Raw genomic sequence first — 17,336 nt, forward strand, 5'->3', positions numbered from 1 at the left:
GCGGGCGTCAAGTCATTCGGCGCGCGCTGCAGACTTCTCGAGTGCGACTGACATCGCCGAGATCAGCGGCTTCATGAAGAACGCATCATTCGCCGGAGTGATATCGGCCTCGAGGCCGTATGATTTCAATTCGTCCGACACGACCGGACCGACGGACGCGATCGGCGTCTTCGCAAGTGCACTGCGCAATTGATCCTCGCGGCCATGCGCCTTCGCAGCATCGACGAGACGACGCACTTGACCCGAACTCGTCAGCGCGATGGCATCGACGCGACCTGCCTCCATCTCGTCGATGGCCGAGAGGATGTTCGCTTCAGCGGCCTTTGAGTCATAGACGTAAGGCAGCACGGTATCGACCTCGGCACCGCAGTCCCTGATCGCCGATATCAGAACACCGTGATCCTTCTCGGGATAAAGCTGCAGGCCGAGGCGATGACCTTTGATGTCGAGTCGCGACAGCATCTCGGCAACGCCTTCGGAGGTCGGCTTCTCCGTCGTCACGTCAGCTTCCAGTCCGATCTCGCGCAGGGCACGTCCGGGTTTCGGTCCGCGTGCGAATTTGCGGGACTTGCCGACAGCCGCCACGAACTCTTTTTCGATGCCGCTTTGACGCACGATTTTCATGATCCGGCGGAGACCTTCGCCGGTCATCAGAACGAGGTCGTCGAACGGATTGGCGATAAATCGACCAATCCAGGCCTGGACCGGGGCGGAATCCGGCGCGTCCTCGATGGTGAACATCGGACATTGCAGCACATCGGCGCCCTGTTCGGTCAGCAGACGGGAGAATTGCGCTTCCTCGCGGGTCTCCAGGATCAGGATGCGGTAACCGTTGAGCTTGTCAGCCATCTCTGTTTTCTGCCTGTTTTCGCACGTTAATTCGTTGGCAATGACGTCCATATTGCAGCGCGCAATTGGATTGGCGCGAGGCCGCCGCGGATGATAGAGCAGGGCCTCGATTTCCGGTCCCCTTGAAGCAGATCAGCCCGCCCATGTCCGTTCAAGCCATGTCTCATCAATATGTTCTGACCCTGTCCTGCCCCGACCGCCCCGGCATCGTGTCCGCGGTATCGACCTTCCTGGCCCAAAATGGCCAGAACATTCTCGATGCCCAGCAATTCAACGATGTCGAGACCGGCCACTTCTTCATGCGCGTCGTATTCAACGCCGCGGATGTGAATGTCGAGCTGGCGGCGCTGAAGACCGGCTTCGGGGCCATCGCCGAGCGCTTCAAGATGGAGTGGCAGATGCGGGACCGGGCGACCCGCCGCCGGGTCATGCTGCTGGTGTCGAAGTCCGATCACTGCCTCGTAGATATCCTGTATCGCTGGCGCACCGGCGATCTCGACATGATCCCCACCGCGATCGTCTCGAACCATCCGCGCGACGCCTTCAAGGATCTCGATTTCGGCGACATCCCGTTCCACCACATGCCGATCACGAAGGAGACCAAGCGCGAGCAGGAGCAGGCGATCTGGGATCTGGTCGGCACGACCGAGACCGAGCTCGTGGTGCTGGCGCGTTACATGCAGATCCTGTCCGACGAGATGTCGGCGAAACTGTCCGGCAAGTGCATCAACATCCACCACTCGTTCCTGCCGGGCTTCAAGGGCGCACGGCCCTATCACCAGGCCCATGCGCGCGGCGTCAAGCTGATCGGCGCAACCGCGCATTACGTGACCAGCGATCTCGATGAAGGTCCGATCATCGATCAGGATGTCGAGCGCATCAGCCACCGTGACACGCCGGAAGAACTCGTGGCCAAGGGCCGCGACATCGAGCGCCGCGTGCTGGCGCGCGCCGTGCGCTATCACCTCGAGGATCGGGTGATCCTCAACGGCAAGAAGACCGTCGTTTTCATGAACTGAGGTTTGCTTCCCTCGCCCCGCCTAGCGAAGCTTTGCTTCGTGGCGGGGAGAGGGTGGCTTGAAGGACCGGAGGTCATTCGAGCCGGATGGGCCAGAGATTTACTCGCTGGCTCCCCCTCAACCGACCGGCTTCGCTGCGCTTTGCCGGTCGACCTCTTCCCACGAGCGAGGCGAGGTGAAAGAAGTCCGCGATTAGTGAACGGCTTCTGCAGAAGGCGACGTGGCGGGGTCAGGCCCCGTCGTGGCGCCGGACTGCTGTTGCTCATGCCGTTTCGCGTAGGCCTCGTATTCAGGAGTACCCGGACGCGGCGGCGCGTCGGCGGGGAGGCCGCCAGCCCATGCCGGGATCAAATCTCCCATGCCGCCCGCCAGGAATGAACTGATCGAGCCGCAACCGCCAAGGCTGCTGGACAGCAGCACGACACAGACAAAAGCGGGGACGCGTCGGGATACTGGCATGGCGGCAACATGGTTTGATGGGGTCTTCGGAATATAGCAGATCGCGACGGGTTTTGCCGACAATTGAAGGCAAATCAATGGTCAAATATTACCGAGCGTGGCGGGGCGGCCTCGGCGCTCCGTGCATGAACTCACCGCGCTCTCTGCGTAAGATGGCGCGCTACGGGCCCGGCCATGGTGCGACCGGCGCCGCGTTCGTCGGCACGTCCGGCGTCGCCAGATATCTGAAAATAGTCCTTGACGCTATTTCAGTCCAGTATATATTCCCACGCATCCCGCTCCACTTGAGGGAGCGTTACCGGGACGCCGACTGGCGCGGGGCGGGATGTGGCGCCTGCGGGCGGGAGGGAGACGTTCCCTCACGCACTCGGGAGGCCCTGGGTCACCGTCCGGCCCCACTACGGGGGTCTGCCACTCATGCTGGCTGGACGTGGCATTGGTGAACGGCGGGAAACCGCCGGGATAAGCGGAGTGCGGAGCTCTGCCCTTTGCCCGGAAGAACGGTCCCGGGGACAGAAATCGCCACGATGGAGCGTCGAAAGGCGTTTCCGCGGCCTCTGATGTCCGGCGATCCGGACAGCACGCTGCGGCACTGTACCCAAGTCGCGCCTTTCGGCGCTTCATCTCCCTCATTGCGAGGGAGACCCCTGGGACCGCCACGCACGCGCTTGAGGCGCGGGCAAGGACGGCGCGTGGCCGCCTCGCCTCACCGGCACACGGTCTTCATCACCATCGTCACGGGAGATCACATGCACCTCAGTCGCACGCTTCCGCGGTTCGCGTCGGCAAATTCCACCGTGCGGCAGCAGGTTTTAGCGGCCTTTCGTCTACTTCCCCCGTTACCGCGCGATGCGGTAACCTGCATGCGGGACTCTGCACACACGACATCCGTCGCGGCGCAGAATGGGCAGACAACAAGAAGAACGGTCTGCAATCCGAGGCAAGCGCTACGGCGCTCCCGCTGCATCGGATCGCACCGGCAGTTGAGGAATTGAAATGATCAAGAGCTTCGTCCGCGCCGTGAGCGCATTCGCCATCATCGCTGCCTGCGCCGGCAGCGCACAGGCGCAGAGCTGGCCGAACCGACCGATCCGCATGGTCGTGCCCTATACGCCGGGCGGCTACACTGACCTGATGGCCCGTCTCGTCTCGGAGAAGATGGCGATCGCGCTGGGCCAGCCGATCGTCATCGAGAACAAGCCCGGCGCCAATGCAGCGATCGGCACCGACGCCGTCGCCAAGGCGGCGCCCGACGGCTACACCTTCGGCACCGTGATCGCGGCCCATTCGGTGAACCCGACGCTCAATCCGAAGCTGCCCTATGATGCGATGAAGGACTTCACCTATGTCTCGCTGACATCGGTCGCGCCGCTGATCCTGATCGCGACGCCGTCATTGCCGGCCAAGGACATGAAGGAATTCATCGCGCTGGCCAAGGCGAAGCCCGGCTCGCTCAATTTCGCCTCGTCAGGCATCGGCTCGGCGGCGCATCTGACCATGGAAATGCTGAAGAGCCGCGAAGGCATCAATCTGCAGCACATTCCCTACAAGGGCACGTCCGGCGCGCTGCAGGATACGGTCGGCGGCCAGATCAATGTGATGTTCGACGTCATCGGCCCGCTGATGTCGCAGGTGAAGTCCGGCAATGCCAAGGCGCTCGCCGTGGCCGCCAAGGAGCGCGTACCGGCGGCCGGCGACGTGCCGACCATGGCGGAGGCCGGCGTGCCGGATTTCGTCTCCGGCACCTGGTCCGGCATCATCGCCCCCGCCGGCACCCCGAAGGACATCGTCGACCGCGTTGCGCTCGAAGCGAAAAAGGCGCTCACCGATCCCGACCTGAAGAAGAAGCTCGACGATCAGGGCATCGTCCCCATGGGCACCACCCCGGATGAATTCCGCGCCTTCGTCACCGACGAAATCGCGCGCTGGAAGAAGGTGATCACGGACGCCGGGATCAAGATGGAGCAGTAAGACTCCTGCATGCACGCGTCATTCCGGGGCGCGCTGATCTGCGAAGCAGACCGGCGCGAACCCGGAATGACAGAGCTGCGTCACCCTTCGCTGCGCGTTTTCAAAATCGCCAGATGCACGAAATGCAGCTTTCCCCTCACCGCCTGTGTGAGATGAAACGGATAGGCGTCGCTCATGCCCATCGAACGATTGAGTTCGTTCATGCTGTAGGACACAGCGTCCCACAACGAGAGCAAGGCCTCGAAATCGCGCTCCAGATAGGGATCGTCCAGCGTGTGACGCGAGCGCTCGTCCAGTGACAGCGGCAGCGACGATGCCGTATCCAGCGTCGAGACGATGTGCAGGAAATGCGCGAAGGTCTCGGCCCAGTCTTCCCACGGATGCGACGTCGCATATTCGCTGATGAAGGCGTCGCTATTCCACAAGCGATCGGCGCGATTGTGATAGGCCGCAAGTGCCTCGCCATAGTCGCGCGTTTCATCGCCGAAGATCATCCGGAACGGACCGATGAGCTGCGACTGGTCGACCAGCGCTTCCCAGTAGAAATGCCCGACCTCGTGGCGGAAATGGCCGAGCAATGTGCGATACGGCTCGCGAAACGCCGCGCGGCGCGCCTCGCGCTCGGCATCGTCCGCTTCCGAGAGATTCATCGTGATCAGCCCCGACAAATGCCCGGTCATGATCGGATGTCCGGCTGTCTCGTCCGAGAGAATGTCGAACGCGATATGCGCACCGCTCGAAACGGCAAGGGGCAGCCTGAGCCGCATCAGGTCGTAGGTCAGGCGCCGCTTGGCCTGCTCGACCCGCTTCCAGAGCGCGACATTGCGATCGGATGCCAGATTGGGGATCGTCCGCGTCAGACGGCAGGACGGACAGAACGGATCGCTCTCGTCCGTGGCCCAGTTGCACGCGATCAGATCGCGATTGGCACAGGCCATGGCCGACGCGACGCTGACGACATTGGACCGCGCGGTGTCGAAGATCAGCGCCTCGCCGCATTGCGCGCAATCGCTCTGCTCGAAGAACACGCGCGTCTGGCAATTGGGGCAGATCAATTGTTTCATGGATGAAGTCTAACCCGAAATGACCGCGATGGTTCAACGCGCTCGCAACATTCGCCGCCCGGCCGTGCCTGTTATGCGCGATGCCGGCATGCAGGAATTGTGCTTGAGCCATCGGCCCAAATCGCGCTTCAATCCCGGCGTGCAGAGGAACCAATAAAAATCAGACCGGGAGGCCATCATGAAGACGCTCGCAGGTGCCGTCTGCGCTCTGGCGCTATTTGCAGGGAGCGCGCAAGCGCAGACCGTCAAGGATTTCCTCGCGCAGGCCATGGTCAAGTGGACCGCCCCCTTCGAGCCGTTTCAATTGATCGACAACATCTATTACGTCGGCACCGATGGCATCGCGGTCTATCTCATCAAGACATCCGACGGCCTGATCCTGATGGATACGGGCGTCCCGCAATCGACCGGGATGATCAAGGAGCACATCGCAAAGCTCGGTTTCAAGGAAGCCGATATCAAGATCATCCTCAACAGCCATGCCCATTTCGATCACACCGGCGGTTTTGCGGAGATCAAGAAGGACACCGGCGCGCAGCTGATCGCAGGCTTACGGGACAAGCCATTGCTCGAGAGCGGCACCTATCCGGGCGATGAAAAGAACACCGATATCGGTTTCCCGCCGGTCAAGGTGGATCGCACCGTCACCGAAGGCGACAAGGTCACGCTCGGCGGCACCACGCTGACGGCGCATGCGACGCCCGGCCACTCGCCGGGCTGCACGAGCTGGGAGATGACCGTGAAGGACGGCAGCGAGAACCGTGAGGTCCTGTTCTTCTGCAGCGGCACCGTGGCGCTGAACCGGCTTGTCGGCAATCCAACCCATGCCGGCATCGTCGACGATTACCGGTCGACCTATGCCAAGGCCAAGGCCATGAAGATCGACGTGCTGCTTGGGCCACATCCGGAAGTCTATGGCATGCAGGCCAAGCGCGCAGAGATGAAGAACGGCGCGCCGAACCCGTTCGTCAAACCCGGCGAACTCGCCGCTTACGCCGCGACACTCGAACAGGATTTCGACAAGCAGCTTGCCAAACAAACCGCGGCGCTGCAGAGCGGCAAATAGCGCCGAGGTTTTTCCTCGCTAGGGCAATGCCAGCAGGCCTCCAGCAACAATCATGGTCGCCAGCGCCGACAGCGCCAGTGACCAGTGGATGCCGATCATGCTGCCGATGACGCCGACCGAGATCCCGCTGAAGGCGCGCAGCCCGAGGCTCGCCATATTGAACAGGCCGATGACGCGGCCCCGCTTGTCCAGAGGCGCGTCGAGTTGCACGAGGCTCTGCGCCATCGCGTTGAACGATAGTTCGAGGAAACCCGCCGCAAACAGGAACACCAGCGCGAGGGCGTAATGACCGGTCAGCGCGAAGATCGCCAGCGCGCCGCACCAGAGCAGCGCCAGCAAGATCGCCGTGCGCGGCTTTGGCGCCAGCAACTGCCTGCCCTCCAGCGCCAGGCCGGCAAGCAGGCCACCGGCTGCGTCGGCCGCCAGCAGCATGCTGTAGGACATGCCGGGATCGCCGTGGCCCAGATCATGGGCGAAGCCCGGCATCTGCGAACTATAGGCATTGCCGACAAAGAACGAGGCTGCGCCGGCCAGTGCGATCATGGAGACGATCACCGGCCGATGGCTGATATCGCGCATGGTCTGGACGATGTCGGCGAAGCCGCGCACGGCGCGCTGAGGCACGGGCGCGCCGGTGCGAAAGCGCGGACCATAGGGCGCGTTGATCAGCCACAGCACCAGCGGCAGATAGAAAATGGTGTTGAGCATGATGCCATAGGCCGGGCCCAGCGCGAGCAGGATCACGCCGCCGACCGCAGGCCCGACCATCACGCCGAGATAGCGCGCCATGGCGTTCAGACGCACCGCGCTTGGCAGGTCCGCCGGGCCGACGACATCGTAGAGCAGCATCTGGTTCGGCGTCTGCCAGAGCACGCCGGCACAGCCATGGATCACCAGCAGCACCATGGCTTGCCACATCTGCAGCGTGTCGGTGACGAAGAAATAGCCCCAGCCCAGTGAGGCGAGAATGAACAGCGCCATGCCGCACTGGATCACGCGCCGCGGGTCGAACCGCTCCGCCAGCGCGCCGGACGTGACCGAGAACAGCAGGAACGGCAGCCAGTGCGAGACGATGGCGAAGCCACCGAGCGCGGGCGACTGGAATTTCTGAAACACCACCCAATAGCTGATCACATGCTCGATATTGTCGGCCATCATGGCCAGCACATAGGTGATGAACTGGGCGCGAAAGCCCGGGTGATGGAGCGCCGCGAAGGATCGTTTGGTCGGCGGTGCACCGACGGTCTGCGCTGGAGTGTCGCTCATCGGGAGGGGAATCTTCGCAAGCCGGAGAATCCCGCCATCGGCAGCGACGGCGGTGCGGACTCGTTACATCCCATGTCTCCGCCGGGTGCAAGGCAGGCCTCCATCCCAGCATGCATCGCTGCCTTGCATGCAGATGCATTCAACCCTACCTGTCCCCGACAACCAACCCTGCCCCTTTTCCGGAGCCAGCCCCACATGACCGACGCCCCTTACGAGCCCGCCAAAGTCTGGACCTGGGACAAGGAAAACGGTGGCAAATTTGCCTCGACCAATCGGCCCATCGCCGGCCCCACCCATGAGAAGGAGCTGCCGGTCGGCAAGCATCCGTTCCAGCTCTATTCGCTGGCCACGCCGAACGGGCAGAAGGTCACAATCATGTTCGAGGAACTGCTCGCTGCCGGCCATACAGGAGCGGAATACGATGCCTGGCTGATCCGGATCGACGGCAACCAGTTCGGTTCGGGGTTCGTCGATGTGAACCCTAATTCCAAGATTCCAGCACTGATCGACCGTAGCGGCGACAAGCCGTTCCGCGTGTTCGAATCCGGCGCGATCCTGCTGCATCTCGCCGAGAAATTCGGCGCCTTCATCCCCAAGGATAAGGCCGGCCGCGCCGAGTGCCTGTCCTGGCTGTTCTGGCAGATGGGCAGCGCCCCCTTCCTCGGCGGCGGCTTCGGCCATTTCTATGCCTATGCACCGACCAAGATCGAATACGCCATCGATCGTTACGCCATGGAGACGAAACGTCAGCTCGACGTGCTGGACCGTCGCCTCGCCGATAACGATTATCTCGCCGGCAAGGATTATACGATCGCCGACATGGCGGTATTCCCCTGGTATGGCGGCCTCGCAGAGAGTGCGATCTATGGCGATGCCGGCACTTTCCTCGATGTGCAGAGCTACAAGAACCTGCAGCGCTGGACCAGGACCATCGCGACACGACCTGCCGTGAAGCGCGGTCGCATGGTCAATCGAACCTCGGGCGACCCGGCCGGCCAGTTGCGCGAACGCCATGACGCCAGCGACTTCGACACGAAGACTCAGGACAAGCTCGAAGCGAAGAATTGAGTCGAAGGTTCAATCGTTTGGGCTGAATCCTGTTGCTTGCACGATCCCTTTCCATCGTGTCGATTCCGATGCGAGCAGCTGCGCAAAGTTGTCCTTCGAGATCGAGTCAATCTCGACTGACAATTTTGCGAGCCCCGACGCTATCCCGCTTGTTTGCAGGGCACCCTGAATAGCCCCGTTCAGGCTTTCAACGATATCGCGGGGTGTCTTCGCCGGAACGAAGAAGCCAAACCATGTGACGTCCTTGAGCAAGGGATATCCGGCTTCCACCATCGTCGGCACATCGGGAAGAAACGGGCTGCGGGCTGGACCGGTGGTCGCCAGTGCGCGCAGTCCGCCAGATTGGATGAGACCCAAGGAACTGTCGATCGGCATGATGGCCGATGCGATCTCGCCCTTGAGGACATCCTGGATTGCCGCTCGGCCTTGATATGGGACGTGAAGAAACTCGAAGCCGGCTGCGCGCCCCAACGCAGCACCGATCAGGTGCATACTGGTTCCGACTCCTGGCGTGCCATAGGACGCATCCTTTGCGTTGGCACCGCACCATGAGACGAAATCGGCGAGCGTCCTTACCTCTCCCGGCACTCGCGGCCCTGTCGTCAAAACGCCAGCCAACGACGCAACAGTCGATACCGGGGCAAAATCCTGCGGCCCGTATCTCAGCGTCTTGTAGGTGTGAGGAAAGAGGGTGAGGAATCCGGTCGGGGCAAACAGAATGACCGATCCATCCGGAGCAGCGGCCTTGACGGCTTCCACGGCGACACGACCACTCGCCCCTGGTCGCGGTTCGACGACAATAGACGCTGCATAGGTCTTCATCTGGTCCGCAAGGAGCCTTACGACAGCGTCTGGCAATCCGGCCGTGAAGCCTGTCAGGACATGAGCCGTTTTCATACGCGGTTCGGCAATGACTTGCCGCATGGGGCCAGTAGCGGAAAACGCGACACCAGCCGCCGACATGATCAGGAAGTCACGACGCGTCCTCATAGCCGTCTCCGTGGTTCACCGCCATTCCGCAACGTGTTCCCGGCCGCAAGGGCCAGACATTCGACTTCCGATACGCATCAACCAAAGCGTGCATCACGCGGACATATCTGTCCAATTCTGATATTTGATCATTCGATAACCGATTTGGCAGGTTCGTATCATGCAGTGGGTCGATCGCATTGGACGCCGCCTGAAGCTGCGCGACCTCCATATTCTGCTCACGGTCGTAGAGCGCGGCAGCATGGCAAAGGCTGCAGCAGAGCTGGCGATCTCGCAGCCTGCCGTATCGAAGGCAATCACCGACCTGGAACACACCTTCGGTCTTCGTTTGCTCGACCGCAGTCGAGGCGGGATCGAGCCGACGGTGTACGGTCGCGCTCTGGTCGCGCGAGGCCGAGTGATCTTCGATGAGCTCAAACAAGGGGTCGATGAAATCGCATGTCTCGCCGATCCGTCTGTGGGCGCGTTGTATATCGGCAGTACTGAGAGTATTGCGGCCGGCCTCTTGCCGGCAGTCATCGAGCGCTTCTCACGCGAGCAGCCCCGAATTCATCTGGACGTCGCGCAAGCTGTCATCAGCAAGCTGCATTATCGTGAATTACGTGAGCGCAGCATCGATCTTATGCTGGGCCGCATTCCGACGCCATTCAAAGAGGCCGATCTAAAGGCGGAAGTCGTGTATGACGATCAGGTGGTCGTGGTGGCGGGCCGTCAAAGCAAATGGGCGCGAGTGCGCAAACTCAAGCTTGCCGATCTCACCGGCGAGCGTTGGATCCTGCCTCCCGCGGGTACCATGCACGGCTCACTGACCGCTGAGTTGTTCCGCGCAAGTAGCGCAGAGTTGCCACAAGCGCCCGTTACGACGCTCTCAATGCATCTGTGCTGCCGACTGGCAGCGAGCGCACAATTCGTGACGATGCTTCCCACATCGATTCTTCGCTTTGGCAGCCACGACCGGTTTCTCAAAGTCCTTCCAGTTCGGCTTCCCGCGCAGTCGCGGCCTGTCGCAATCGTGACGCTCAAAAGCCGCGCTCTCAGCCCGGCCGCAAAGCTCTTCATCGAGTGCGTTCGTCGAACCGCGACTGGATAGCAAGGATTCAACGACCTGACTCCAGCGATTTCCTTCGTCGGAAGCATGATCCTGTCCGAAAGCCCGGATCCACTTTTCGGGATCGTGCCCCATGTCGGCTTCGGGTCATTCGCGACCGGATTGTTCAAAAAGAAAGGTGGAATCGCCATTTTTGGCGATTCCACCTTTCGACCAAGTGCTGGCGCCCGAACGGGGCTTTCTGCTGTTGCGTGACGGACGACGCGCCTGCGCGCTCAGCCCTTCATGCACTTGTTGACCGATGAGGTCTTGGCGGCGCCGGCCAGTGGCTTGCCCTCGGCACTCTTGGCGTTGTCCTCGCAGCACTTCTTCATGAAGCTCTTCTTGGCAGCGCCCGCTAGCGGCTTGCCGTCGCCGCTGACGGCGTTGCAGGATTGCGCCATTGCGGGTGCAGCACTGAACAGGCTCAAGAGAACAAGGACAGACAGGCGTTTCATGGACCGACTCCCGGTTTGTTGGAGTCGCAGCCTAGCGCAACGGCCGGCTCTCGCAAGACCCGCTATGCATCACACATCACGGGCCTACCGCTTTAAACGCTATGTCGCGGCGCAGCGATCTTGCCGCGCACGGAGGCAACGCCCATCTCGAAACTGTCAGCGATACGGCGCGCACGAATCATGAAGGCCTCGGTGACCTCAGCCGGAAATATCTCGCGCGCGGTCTGTTCGAACAACAAGAGCCAGCGATCGAAATGTTCGCCCTTCAGCGGCAGCACGAGATGTGGACGCATCGGCCGGCCATTATAACGGCCGGTCTTCAGCATCATCGACGACCAGAAATCGCTGATCTGTGCGATGTGATGATCCCAGTCGGTCACTGCGCCGTTGAAGATCGGCCCGAGCAAATCATCCTCGCGGGCGCGGCCGTAAAAGGTCTGCACCAGAAGCGAGATATTTTCCTCATTCAGGGAGGGCTGGAAGCTCGTGAAGCCGATTTCAGAGGTCTGCGTCATGCGCCCTGATGTAGGCGACGGCGGCTGCCGCGGCAACCGCCTTTCCTTGCGGAATTGATCCAGCGCAAACTCAATTGCGACCACCCGCCGTCCGCGGCGGTTCCGTCGGATCCCCTTCCGAGCGGACACCATAAAACGCCTGCAGGAGCATCCCCCGAAACCATTTCTCGGGTGCGATGGAGCGGCACCCAAAATTCTTATAGAGCTTGCCGAACTCCTCGCAGAGATCGCCCAGCGTCACACTCGCCAACTCCCGGTTCTCTCCGGCTTTTTGCGATAGGATGACGCTGATGACCGGGACCCGAAACCACAAGGACACCTTCACTTGCCCGAAGCCCTCCTCTCCGCCCGCCCCGGCGAGTTTCCGACCTTTGAAACCTCGGATTTCGCGGGCGAAGGCTCTTTCTACTTCGATCTCGTGCGGCTGCAGGACCGCGACGACATCCCGCGCGGCTTCCTGCACCGGCACAACTACTACCATCTGCTCTGGATGACCCGGGCGAGCGGCACGCACACGCTCGACTTTGCGCATTTCGACGTGCGCGACCACTCGGTGTTCTTTCTTTCGCCGGGCCAGGTCCATGCCTGGAGCTCATCGATCAAGCCTCACGGCTACGTGCTGAACTTCAGCACCGACTTCTTCGCTCGGATGTTTCCGCGCGCCGACGATGTCGCGAAACTTCCATTCTTCCACCCTGCCCGCGGCAACAGCGTGCTCTATCTCACGCAGGCCCAGCATGACGGCATGCTGCCGCTGCTCGGCGAGATGGAACGCGAGGCACGCGATCGCCGGCCGGGATTCCCCGACGTGGTGCGGGCCTGCCTGCTGATCCTGCTCACGCGCCTGCGCCGCCTCTGTCCTGACAACGAGCCCGCCGGCGGCGTTGGTCCGCACCAGACGCTCGCGCGCCGTTTCGCGATGCTGGTGGAAACGCACTACCTGCACTTCGAAACCATCGGCCAATACGCCGAGGCGCTCTGCGTGAGCGAACGTCAGCTCAACGATGCGGTCAAGCGAACTGTGGCGCGCACAGCCAGCCAGGTGGTGCAGGAACGCGTGGTGCTCGAAGCCAAGCGCTGGCTCAGCAACACCGAAACGGGCATCGCCGAGATCGCGTTCCGCCTCAATATCGAGGATCCGGCCTACTTCGCGCGCTTCTTCAAGAAGCAGACCGGCCTCACGCCGGGCGACTTCCGGCGAAAGCATTGCCGTCCGCTGGACTGACACGCGAAAAAGTCCAACACAACGTCTGATCCGTCCTAGCGCCGCCGTCGCGCGGCTGCATAGAGTGTTCCGCATGAACGTCTGACCGGGCGTTGCCGTCGCCACTTGCGCGTTCGCATGCGCATGTCGGCACGGCATGACGCCCACCGCCACGACCGCCCGGCATCTGCGGAGCGCGCCGTCGGCAGGACACAAGAACCAGGGGCAGAAGAAATCAAATGTACAAAGCAATCATGCCGTTGCGGAGCCTCGTCTTGGCCGCAGCATTGGCCCTCACGTCTGTCAGCGCGATGGCCGATTACCCGGATCGTCCCTTGCGCGTCATCGTGCCGTTCGCCGCCGGTGGTGCCACCGACGTCATCGCGCGCACCGTGGCGCAAGCCATGTCGGTCCGGCTCGGCCAGTCGATCGTGGTGGAAAACAAGGCCGGCGCCAACGGCAATATCGGCGGCGCCGCCGCTGCGCGCTCGGAGCCCGATGGCTACACGCTGCTGATGGCCACGTCGAGCCACGCGATCAACGCATCGCTCTACCAGAAGCTCAGCTACAGCCTCACGCGCGATTTCGTGGCCTTGTCGAACCTGGCGTCGGTGCCCCTGCTGCTGGTGGTACACCCGTCGGTGCCGGTCAATTCGGTGAGCGAGCTCGCCGCTTACGCCAAGGCCAATGCCGAGCGCGTCAACTATGCGTCGGGCGGCGTTGGCACCGCGTCCCATCTGTCCGGCGAGCAATTCAGCACACTGGCAGGTGCGAAGATAACGCACGTCGCTTACAAGGGCGGCGCGCAGGCGCTCAACGATATGATCGGCGGCCAGGTGCAGATCATGTTCGCCAACCTACCCGAAGTTCTCTCGCTGGTGCAGAGCGGCAAGCTCAAGGCACTCGCGGTGACGGGCAGCACGCGCCACGCCGCCTTGCCTGACGTGCCCGCTTTCTCAGAAACGCCGTATCCCGGCATGAACTTACGCTCGTGGTTCGGCCTGTTCGTACCGGCCGGCACGCCCCCCGCTATCGTCGAGAAGCTTTCGCAGACCATCGTTCAGAGCGTGGCCGACCCCGCCGTCCAGGAGCGGCTAAAAGGGCTCGGCGCCGACCCTGTCGGCGACGATCAGGCGACATTCCAGAAATACGTGAACGACGAGGTGGCGCGCTGGGCCGTGCTTGTCGAGCAGTCCGGCGCCACCGCCGACTGACCCTGTTTCATTGGAGCATAATCTTATCCGAAAACCGCCGTCCACTTTTCGGGATCATGCTGTGATCCACCACCGCACGAGGAAACCCCATGCTGCTTGATGTTCGCACCTACACTTGCCGCCCCGGCACGATCAAGAAACACCTGGCGCTGTATGCCGAGCACGGCTACGAGATCCAGAGCCGCCATCTGGGCAAGCCGCTCGCCTACGCGCAAATTGAGACCGGCAACGTCAACAGCTACATGCACATCTGGGTCTATGACAGCGCAGCCGATCGCGAAGCCAAGCGCCAGGCGCTGCAGAAGGACCCGGCCTGGGCCGGCTACCTGAAGATCAGCGCCGAGGCCGCCTATCTCATCAGCCAGGACAACCAGCTGATGACGCCGGTCTCGTTCTTCAAGCCGTAGACCAACCTTCAGTCGCGGCCTCTGACTGCCGAACCTGTAATGCGCCGCATTCTTGATGCTTCGCATCCCTTCAGTTCATCAGGTGGCTGCCACGCCTGCGAGCCCGGCAGTCGCCGAGCCTGCCAGAGCATGATCCCGAAAAGTGGATACCGGTTTTCGGACAAGATCATGCGCTCATAGAGAAAATAGCTAGAGTCTGATCCACCGAAGATGGATCAGACTCTAGCGCAAACTCAGTTGCGATAGGACGGATCGACCCGGTCGAGCTTGCGCAGCAGTGCCGGCCAGGCGAGTTCGCCGCTGAGCCCCGGGACATTGTCGCGCGGTTTCATGCGGTCATAGGTATCCTGCAGGACCTTCTGTGGCGGCGTGATGAGCTTGGTGTTGCAGGATAGTGCCGCTACCTGCACCTGGCAGGCGCGTTCCATCCGGAACAGCACGTTGAAAGCGGCGGCGATGGTCTTGCCGACCACCAGCAGGCCGTGATTACGCAGCACCATCGCCTCGTGATGGCCGAGATGCGCAATCAGCCGTTCGCGCTCCTCGGGATTGTCGGCGATCCCTTCGAAGTCATGATAGGCGACATGAAGGAAGCGCATGCAGGTCTGCGCCACCGGCAGCAACCCGCATTCCATCGCCGACACGGCCATGCCGGCCACCGTATGGGTATGCGCGACGCAATCGACATCGTGACGCGCCATGTGGATGGCGCTGTGGATCACAAAGCCCGCGGCATTCACGGCGTAGTCGGACGCGTTGAACAGCGTGTTGCCGTCGAGGTCGATTTTCACGAGGCTCGACGCATCGATCTCTTCATAGAGCATCCCATAGGGATTGATCAGGAACTGGTCTTCCGTTCCCGGCACGCGGCAGGAGATGTGGTTGGCGATCATCTCGGTCATGCCATACATCGCGGTGAGGCGGTAGCAGGCGGCGAGATTGACGCGCGACTGCCATTCCTCGGGGCTGACCTGATCCTGCACCGAACGGACGACTTTCACGGCGGGTGAGCTGACGGCTGCATTCATTGATGTTCTCCCTTGATCTTGTTCACGCGGTCAGTCGACCGTGATGTTGGCTTCGCGAATGAGCTTGCCGAGACGGTCGCGCTCGCTCTTCACATGGGTTTCGAGTTCCGCCGGCGTCATCGGCCATGGCTGATTGCCGATCGGCTCCATCTTCTTTGCAAATTCCGGTGTCCTGACGATGCGGGTGATGGCAGCGCTGAGCCTGTCCAGAACAGGCTGCGGCGTACCCGCGGGCGCGAAGACCGCGAACCACGTCGCGCCGACGATGCTGGGAAAGCCAAGTTCCTTGAAGGTCGGCACATCAGGCAATTGCGGCAGGCGCTCCTCGGACAGGACCGCCAGCGCGCGGTACATGCCGGCCTTGTGGTTCGGCACCGTATTGGTCAGCGCCTCCACGTTGCTGTCGACGATGCCCGCGAGCATGTCGTTCATGGCCGGCGCAGCACCGCGATAGTGAACATGCTGCAGCTTCACGCCAAGCCCGCGGGCGACGATCTCGCCCATCAGATGCACGGTGCTGCCCGGCCCGTTGGTGGCGTTGTTGACCTTGCTCGGATGGGCAAGCGCATAGGCACGAAACGCCGCGACGTCAGCGGCCGGAAAGTCCTTCTTCACGACGAAGGCGAACGGCACCTTCACCACCATCGCAACAGGCGCGAAGTCCTCCAGCTTGTATTTGATGGAGGCCAGCAGATGCGGGTTTGTCGTGAAGGTCGTCGCGCTGGCGAATAGCAGCGTGTAACCATCCTTGTCGGCACCGGCCACGACTTGCGCACCGATGGACGTGCTGGCGCCGCCGCGATTCTCGATCACCACCTGTTTGCCGAGTGCGGTGCTGAGCTGTTCGGTGAGGATGCGCGCGACGATGTCGGTCGTTCCGCCGGGCGGAAATGGCACGACCATCGTGATGTTGCGATCGGGATATTGCTGCGCCTGCCCTGGTGCTCCGGCGAACAGCGATGCGGCAAGGGCCGCGGCGACGGCAGACCATCGTCCCTTCTTGTTGTTGCTCACGTTTTCTCCCTTTGCGCCGGTCCATTGGGCTTTCGCCTGGAACGGCATTTTCGGGAAAGGCTAAAACAAGAGCCCAGCCGATGCGACGACTAAATAAGCCGGGCAGCTATCGGATTACACGGGACGTGCAGTCGACGAAGGGGACGCTGCGCGCTATCTCCTGATAGTCCAACACCAAGAGAGTCCCGTGACCGCTCCGATGCCACCTACTTTCGCGCTCGATGCATCCTTCTTCAAGCTCCTCGCCGGGAGTTATCTCCGCACTGTCGGGAAGCCCCTGTTGGCGCCTGGGCAAGATGTAGCGTGGCTCTACAGCGACGCACCATTCGCAGTGCTCGCACATAACACCGACGCCGATCCGATGTTCGTCTATGCCAATCGCACCGCGCAATCTTGCTTCGAATACAGCTTCGACGAATTCGTCACCATCCCCTCGCGCCTGTCGGCAGAAGCGCCGAACCGCGACGAGCGCCAGCGCCTGCTGGATGCCGTCGCGCGCAACGGCTTCATCGACAATTATCGCGGGTTGCGGATCGCAAAATCCGGCCGGCGCTTCTGGATCGAAGGCGGCATCGTCTGGGAACTGAGAGACGAGAACGGCGAGCGACGCGGTCAGGCAGCGCTGTTCACGTCATGGACGGATCTGTGAGCGCGGCA

General features: G+C 62.0%; 18 protein-coding genes and 1 pseudogene. 9 read left to right on the forward strand and 10 right to left on the reverse strand.

Annotation, left to right across the window (positions count from 1 at the left end):
* Positions 1-12: 12 nt before the first annotated feature.
* Positions 13-849 (reverse strand): uroporphyrinogen-III synthase, encoded by an 837-nt coding sequence (locus ACEK02_RS06270; protein WP_371420940.1) that lies wholly within the window; start codon positions 847-849, stop codon positions 13-15.
* Between the two features lie 143 nt (positions 850-992).
* Here ACEK02_RS06270 and purU point away from each other — a divergent pair, with 143 nt between their 5' ends.
* Positions 993-1,868, forward strand: coding sequence for a formyltetrahydrofolate deformylase (purU, locus tag ACEK02_RS06275; protein WP_371420941.1), 876 nt, complete (start codon positions 993-995; stop codon positions 1,866-1,868).
* A gap of 192 nt (positions 1,869-2,060) precedes the next feature.
* Here purU and ACEK02_RS06280 read toward each other — a convergent pair whose 3' ends face one another.
* Complete coding sequence (locus ACEK02_RS06280; protein WP_371420942.1) at positions 2,061-2,327, reverse strand: hypothetical protein; 267 nt, start codon at positions 2,325-2,327, stop codon at positions 2,061-2,063.
* 996 nt (positions 2,328-3,323) lie between these two features.
* Here ACEK02_RS06280 and ACEK02_RS06285 point away from each other — a divergent pair.
* Positions 3,324-4,298 carry a Bug family tripartite tricarboxylate transporter substrate binding protein gene (locus ACEK02_RS06285; RefSeq protein WP_371420943.1) on the forward strand — a complete coding sequence of 325 codons (975 nt, stop codon included), beginning with the start codon at positions 3,324-3,326 and terminating at the stop codon, positions 4,296-4,298.
* An 80-nt stretch (positions 4,299-4,378) separates the two neighbouring features.
* On the opposite strand, the gene ACEK02_RS06290 is transcribed toward ACEK02_RS06285, so the two are convergent.
* Positions 4,379-5,362, reverse strand: a complete 984-nt coding sequence (locus ACEK02_RS06290) for a putative zinc-binding metallopeptidase (protein WP_371420944.1) — start codon at positions 5,360-5,362, stop codon at positions 4,379-4,381.
* A 178-nt stretch (positions 5,363-5,540) separates the two neighbouring features.
* Between ACEK02_RS06290 and blaBJP the strand changes: the two genes are divergently transcribed.
* Positions 5,541-6,428, forward strand: coding sequence for a BJP family subclass B3 metallo-beta-lactamase (gene blaBJP / locus ACEK02_RS06295; RefSeq protein ID WP_371420945.1), 888 nt, complete (start codon positions 5,541-5,543; stop codon positions 6,426-6,428).
* Positions 6,429-6,446: 18 nt separating this feature from the next.
* On the opposite strand, the gene ACEK02_RS06300 is transcribed toward blaBJP, so the two are convergent.
* Positions 6,447-7,694 carry an MFS transporter gene (locus ACEK02_RS06300; RefSeq protein WP_371420946.1) on the reverse strand — a complete coding sequence of 416 codons (1,248 nt, stop codon included), beginning with the start codon at positions 7,692-7,694 and terminating at the stop codon, positions 6,447-6,449.
* Positions 7,695-7,889: 195 nt separating this feature from the next.
* Between ACEK02_RS06300 and yghU the strand changes: the two genes are divergently transcribed.
* Complete coding sequence (gene yghU / locus ACEK02_RS06305; protein WP_371420947.1) at positions 7,890-8,762, forward strand: glutathione-dependent disulfide-bond oxidoreductase; 873 nt, start codon at positions 7,890-7,892, stop codon at positions 8,760-8,762.
* A gap of 9 nt (positions 8,763-8,771) precedes the next feature.
* Here the strand turns inward: yghU and ACEK02_RS06310 are convergent, their stop codons facing one another.
* Positions 8,772-9,752: a Bug family tripartite tricarboxylate transporter substrate binding protein gene (locus ACEK02_RS06310; protein WP_371420948.1), complete on the reverse strand. Its 981-nt coding sequence runs from the start codon at positions 9,750-9,752 to the stop codon at positions 8,772-8,774.
* A gap of 160 nt (positions 9,753-9,912) precedes the next feature.
* Between ACEK02_RS06310 and ACEK02_RS06315 the strand changes: the two genes are divergently transcribed.
* Entirely contained in the window at positions 9,913-10,842 is a 930-nt protein-coding gene (locus ACEK02_RS06315) for a LysR family transcriptional regulator (protein WP_371420949.1), read from the forward strand.
* Positions 10,843-11,075: 233 nt separating this feature from the next.
* On the opposite strand, the gene ACEK02_RS06320 is transcribed toward ACEK02_RS06315, so the two are convergent.
* From ACEK02_RS06320 to ACEK02_RS06330, 3 genes and pseudogenes are all read right to left on the reverse strand, one after another.
* Positions 11,076-11,297, reverse strand: coding sequence for a hypothetical protein (locus ACEK02_RS06320; RefSeq protein WP_093758344.1), 222 nt, complete (start codon positions 11,295-11,297; stop codon positions 11,076-11,078).
* A gap of 92 nt (positions 11,298-11,389) precedes the next feature.
* Entirely contained in the window at positions 11,390-11,812 is a 423-nt protein-coding gene (locus ACEK02_RS06325; RefSeq protein WP_371420950.1) for a group III truncated hemoglobin, read from the reverse strand.
* A gap of 115 nt (positions 11,813-11,927) precedes the next feature.
* Positions 11,928-12,050 (reverse strand): annotated as a pseudogene (locus tag ACEK02_RS06330) (IS5/IS1182 family transposase); the annotation flags it as partial.
* An 87-nt stretch (positions 12,051-12,137) separates the two neighbouring features.
* Between ACEK02_RS06330 and ACEK02_RS06335 the strand changes: the two are divergent.
* The 3 genes from ACEK02_RS06335 (at position 12,138) to ACEK02_RS06345 (ending at position 14,637) form a co-directional block, all read left to right on the forward strand.
* Positions 12,138-13,037, forward strand: coding sequence for a helix-turn-helix domain-containing protein (locus tag ACEK02_RS06335; RefSeq protein ID WP_371420951.1), 900 nt, complete (start codon positions 12,138-12,140; stop codon positions 13,035-13,037).
* A 218-nt stretch (positions 13,038-13,255) separates the two neighbouring features.
* Positions 13,256-14,230 (forward strand): Bug family tripartite tricarboxylate transporter substrate binding protein, encoded by a 975-nt coding sequence (locus tag ACEK02_RS06340; RefSeq protein WP_371420952.1) that lies wholly within the window; start codon positions 13,256-13,258, stop codon positions 14,228-14,230.
* 89 nt (positions 14,231-14,319) lie between these two features.
* Positions 14,320-14,637 (forward strand): NIPSNAP family protein, encoded by a 318-nt coding sequence (locus ACEK02_RS06345; RefSeq protein WP_371420953.1) that lies wholly within the window; start codon positions 14,320-14,322, stop codon positions 14,635-14,637.
* A 233-nt stretch (positions 14,638-14,870) separates the two neighbouring features.
* Here the strand turns inward: ACEK02_RS06345 and ACEK02_RS06350 are convergent, their stop codons facing one another.
* Both ACEK02_RS06350 and ACEK02_RS06355 read right to left on the reverse strand, forming a co-directional pair.
* Positions 14,871-15,665, reverse strand: a complete 795-nt coding sequence (locus tag ACEK02_RS06350) for a class II aldolase/adducin family protein (RefSeq protein WP_371420954.1) — start codon at positions 15,663-15,665, stop codon at positions 14,871-14,873.
* A 30-nt stretch (positions 15,666-15,695) separates the two neighbouring features.
* Positions 15,696-16,679, reverse strand: coding sequence for a Bug family tripartite tricarboxylate transporter substrate binding protein (locus ACEK02_RS06355; protein WP_371420955.1), 984 nt, complete (start codon positions 16,677-16,679; stop codon positions 15,696-15,698).
* A 199-nt stretch (positions 16,680-16,878) separates the two neighbouring features.
* On the opposite strand from ACEK02_RS06355, the gene ACEK02_RS06360 reads away from it, so the two are divergent.
* On the forward strand, positions 16,879-17,328 hold the full coding sequence (locus ACEK02_RS06360; protein ID WP_371420999.1) for an MEKHLA domain-containing protein: 450 nt from the start codon (positions 16,879-16,881) through the stop codon (positions 17,326-17,328).
* The last annotated feature ends 8 nt before the right edge of the window (positions 17,329-17,336 follow it).

This window comes from Tardiphaga sp. (genome assembly GCF_041424195.1).
GTDB lineage: Bacteria > Pseudomonadota > Alphaproteobacteria > Rhizobiales > Xanthobacteraceae > Tardiphaga.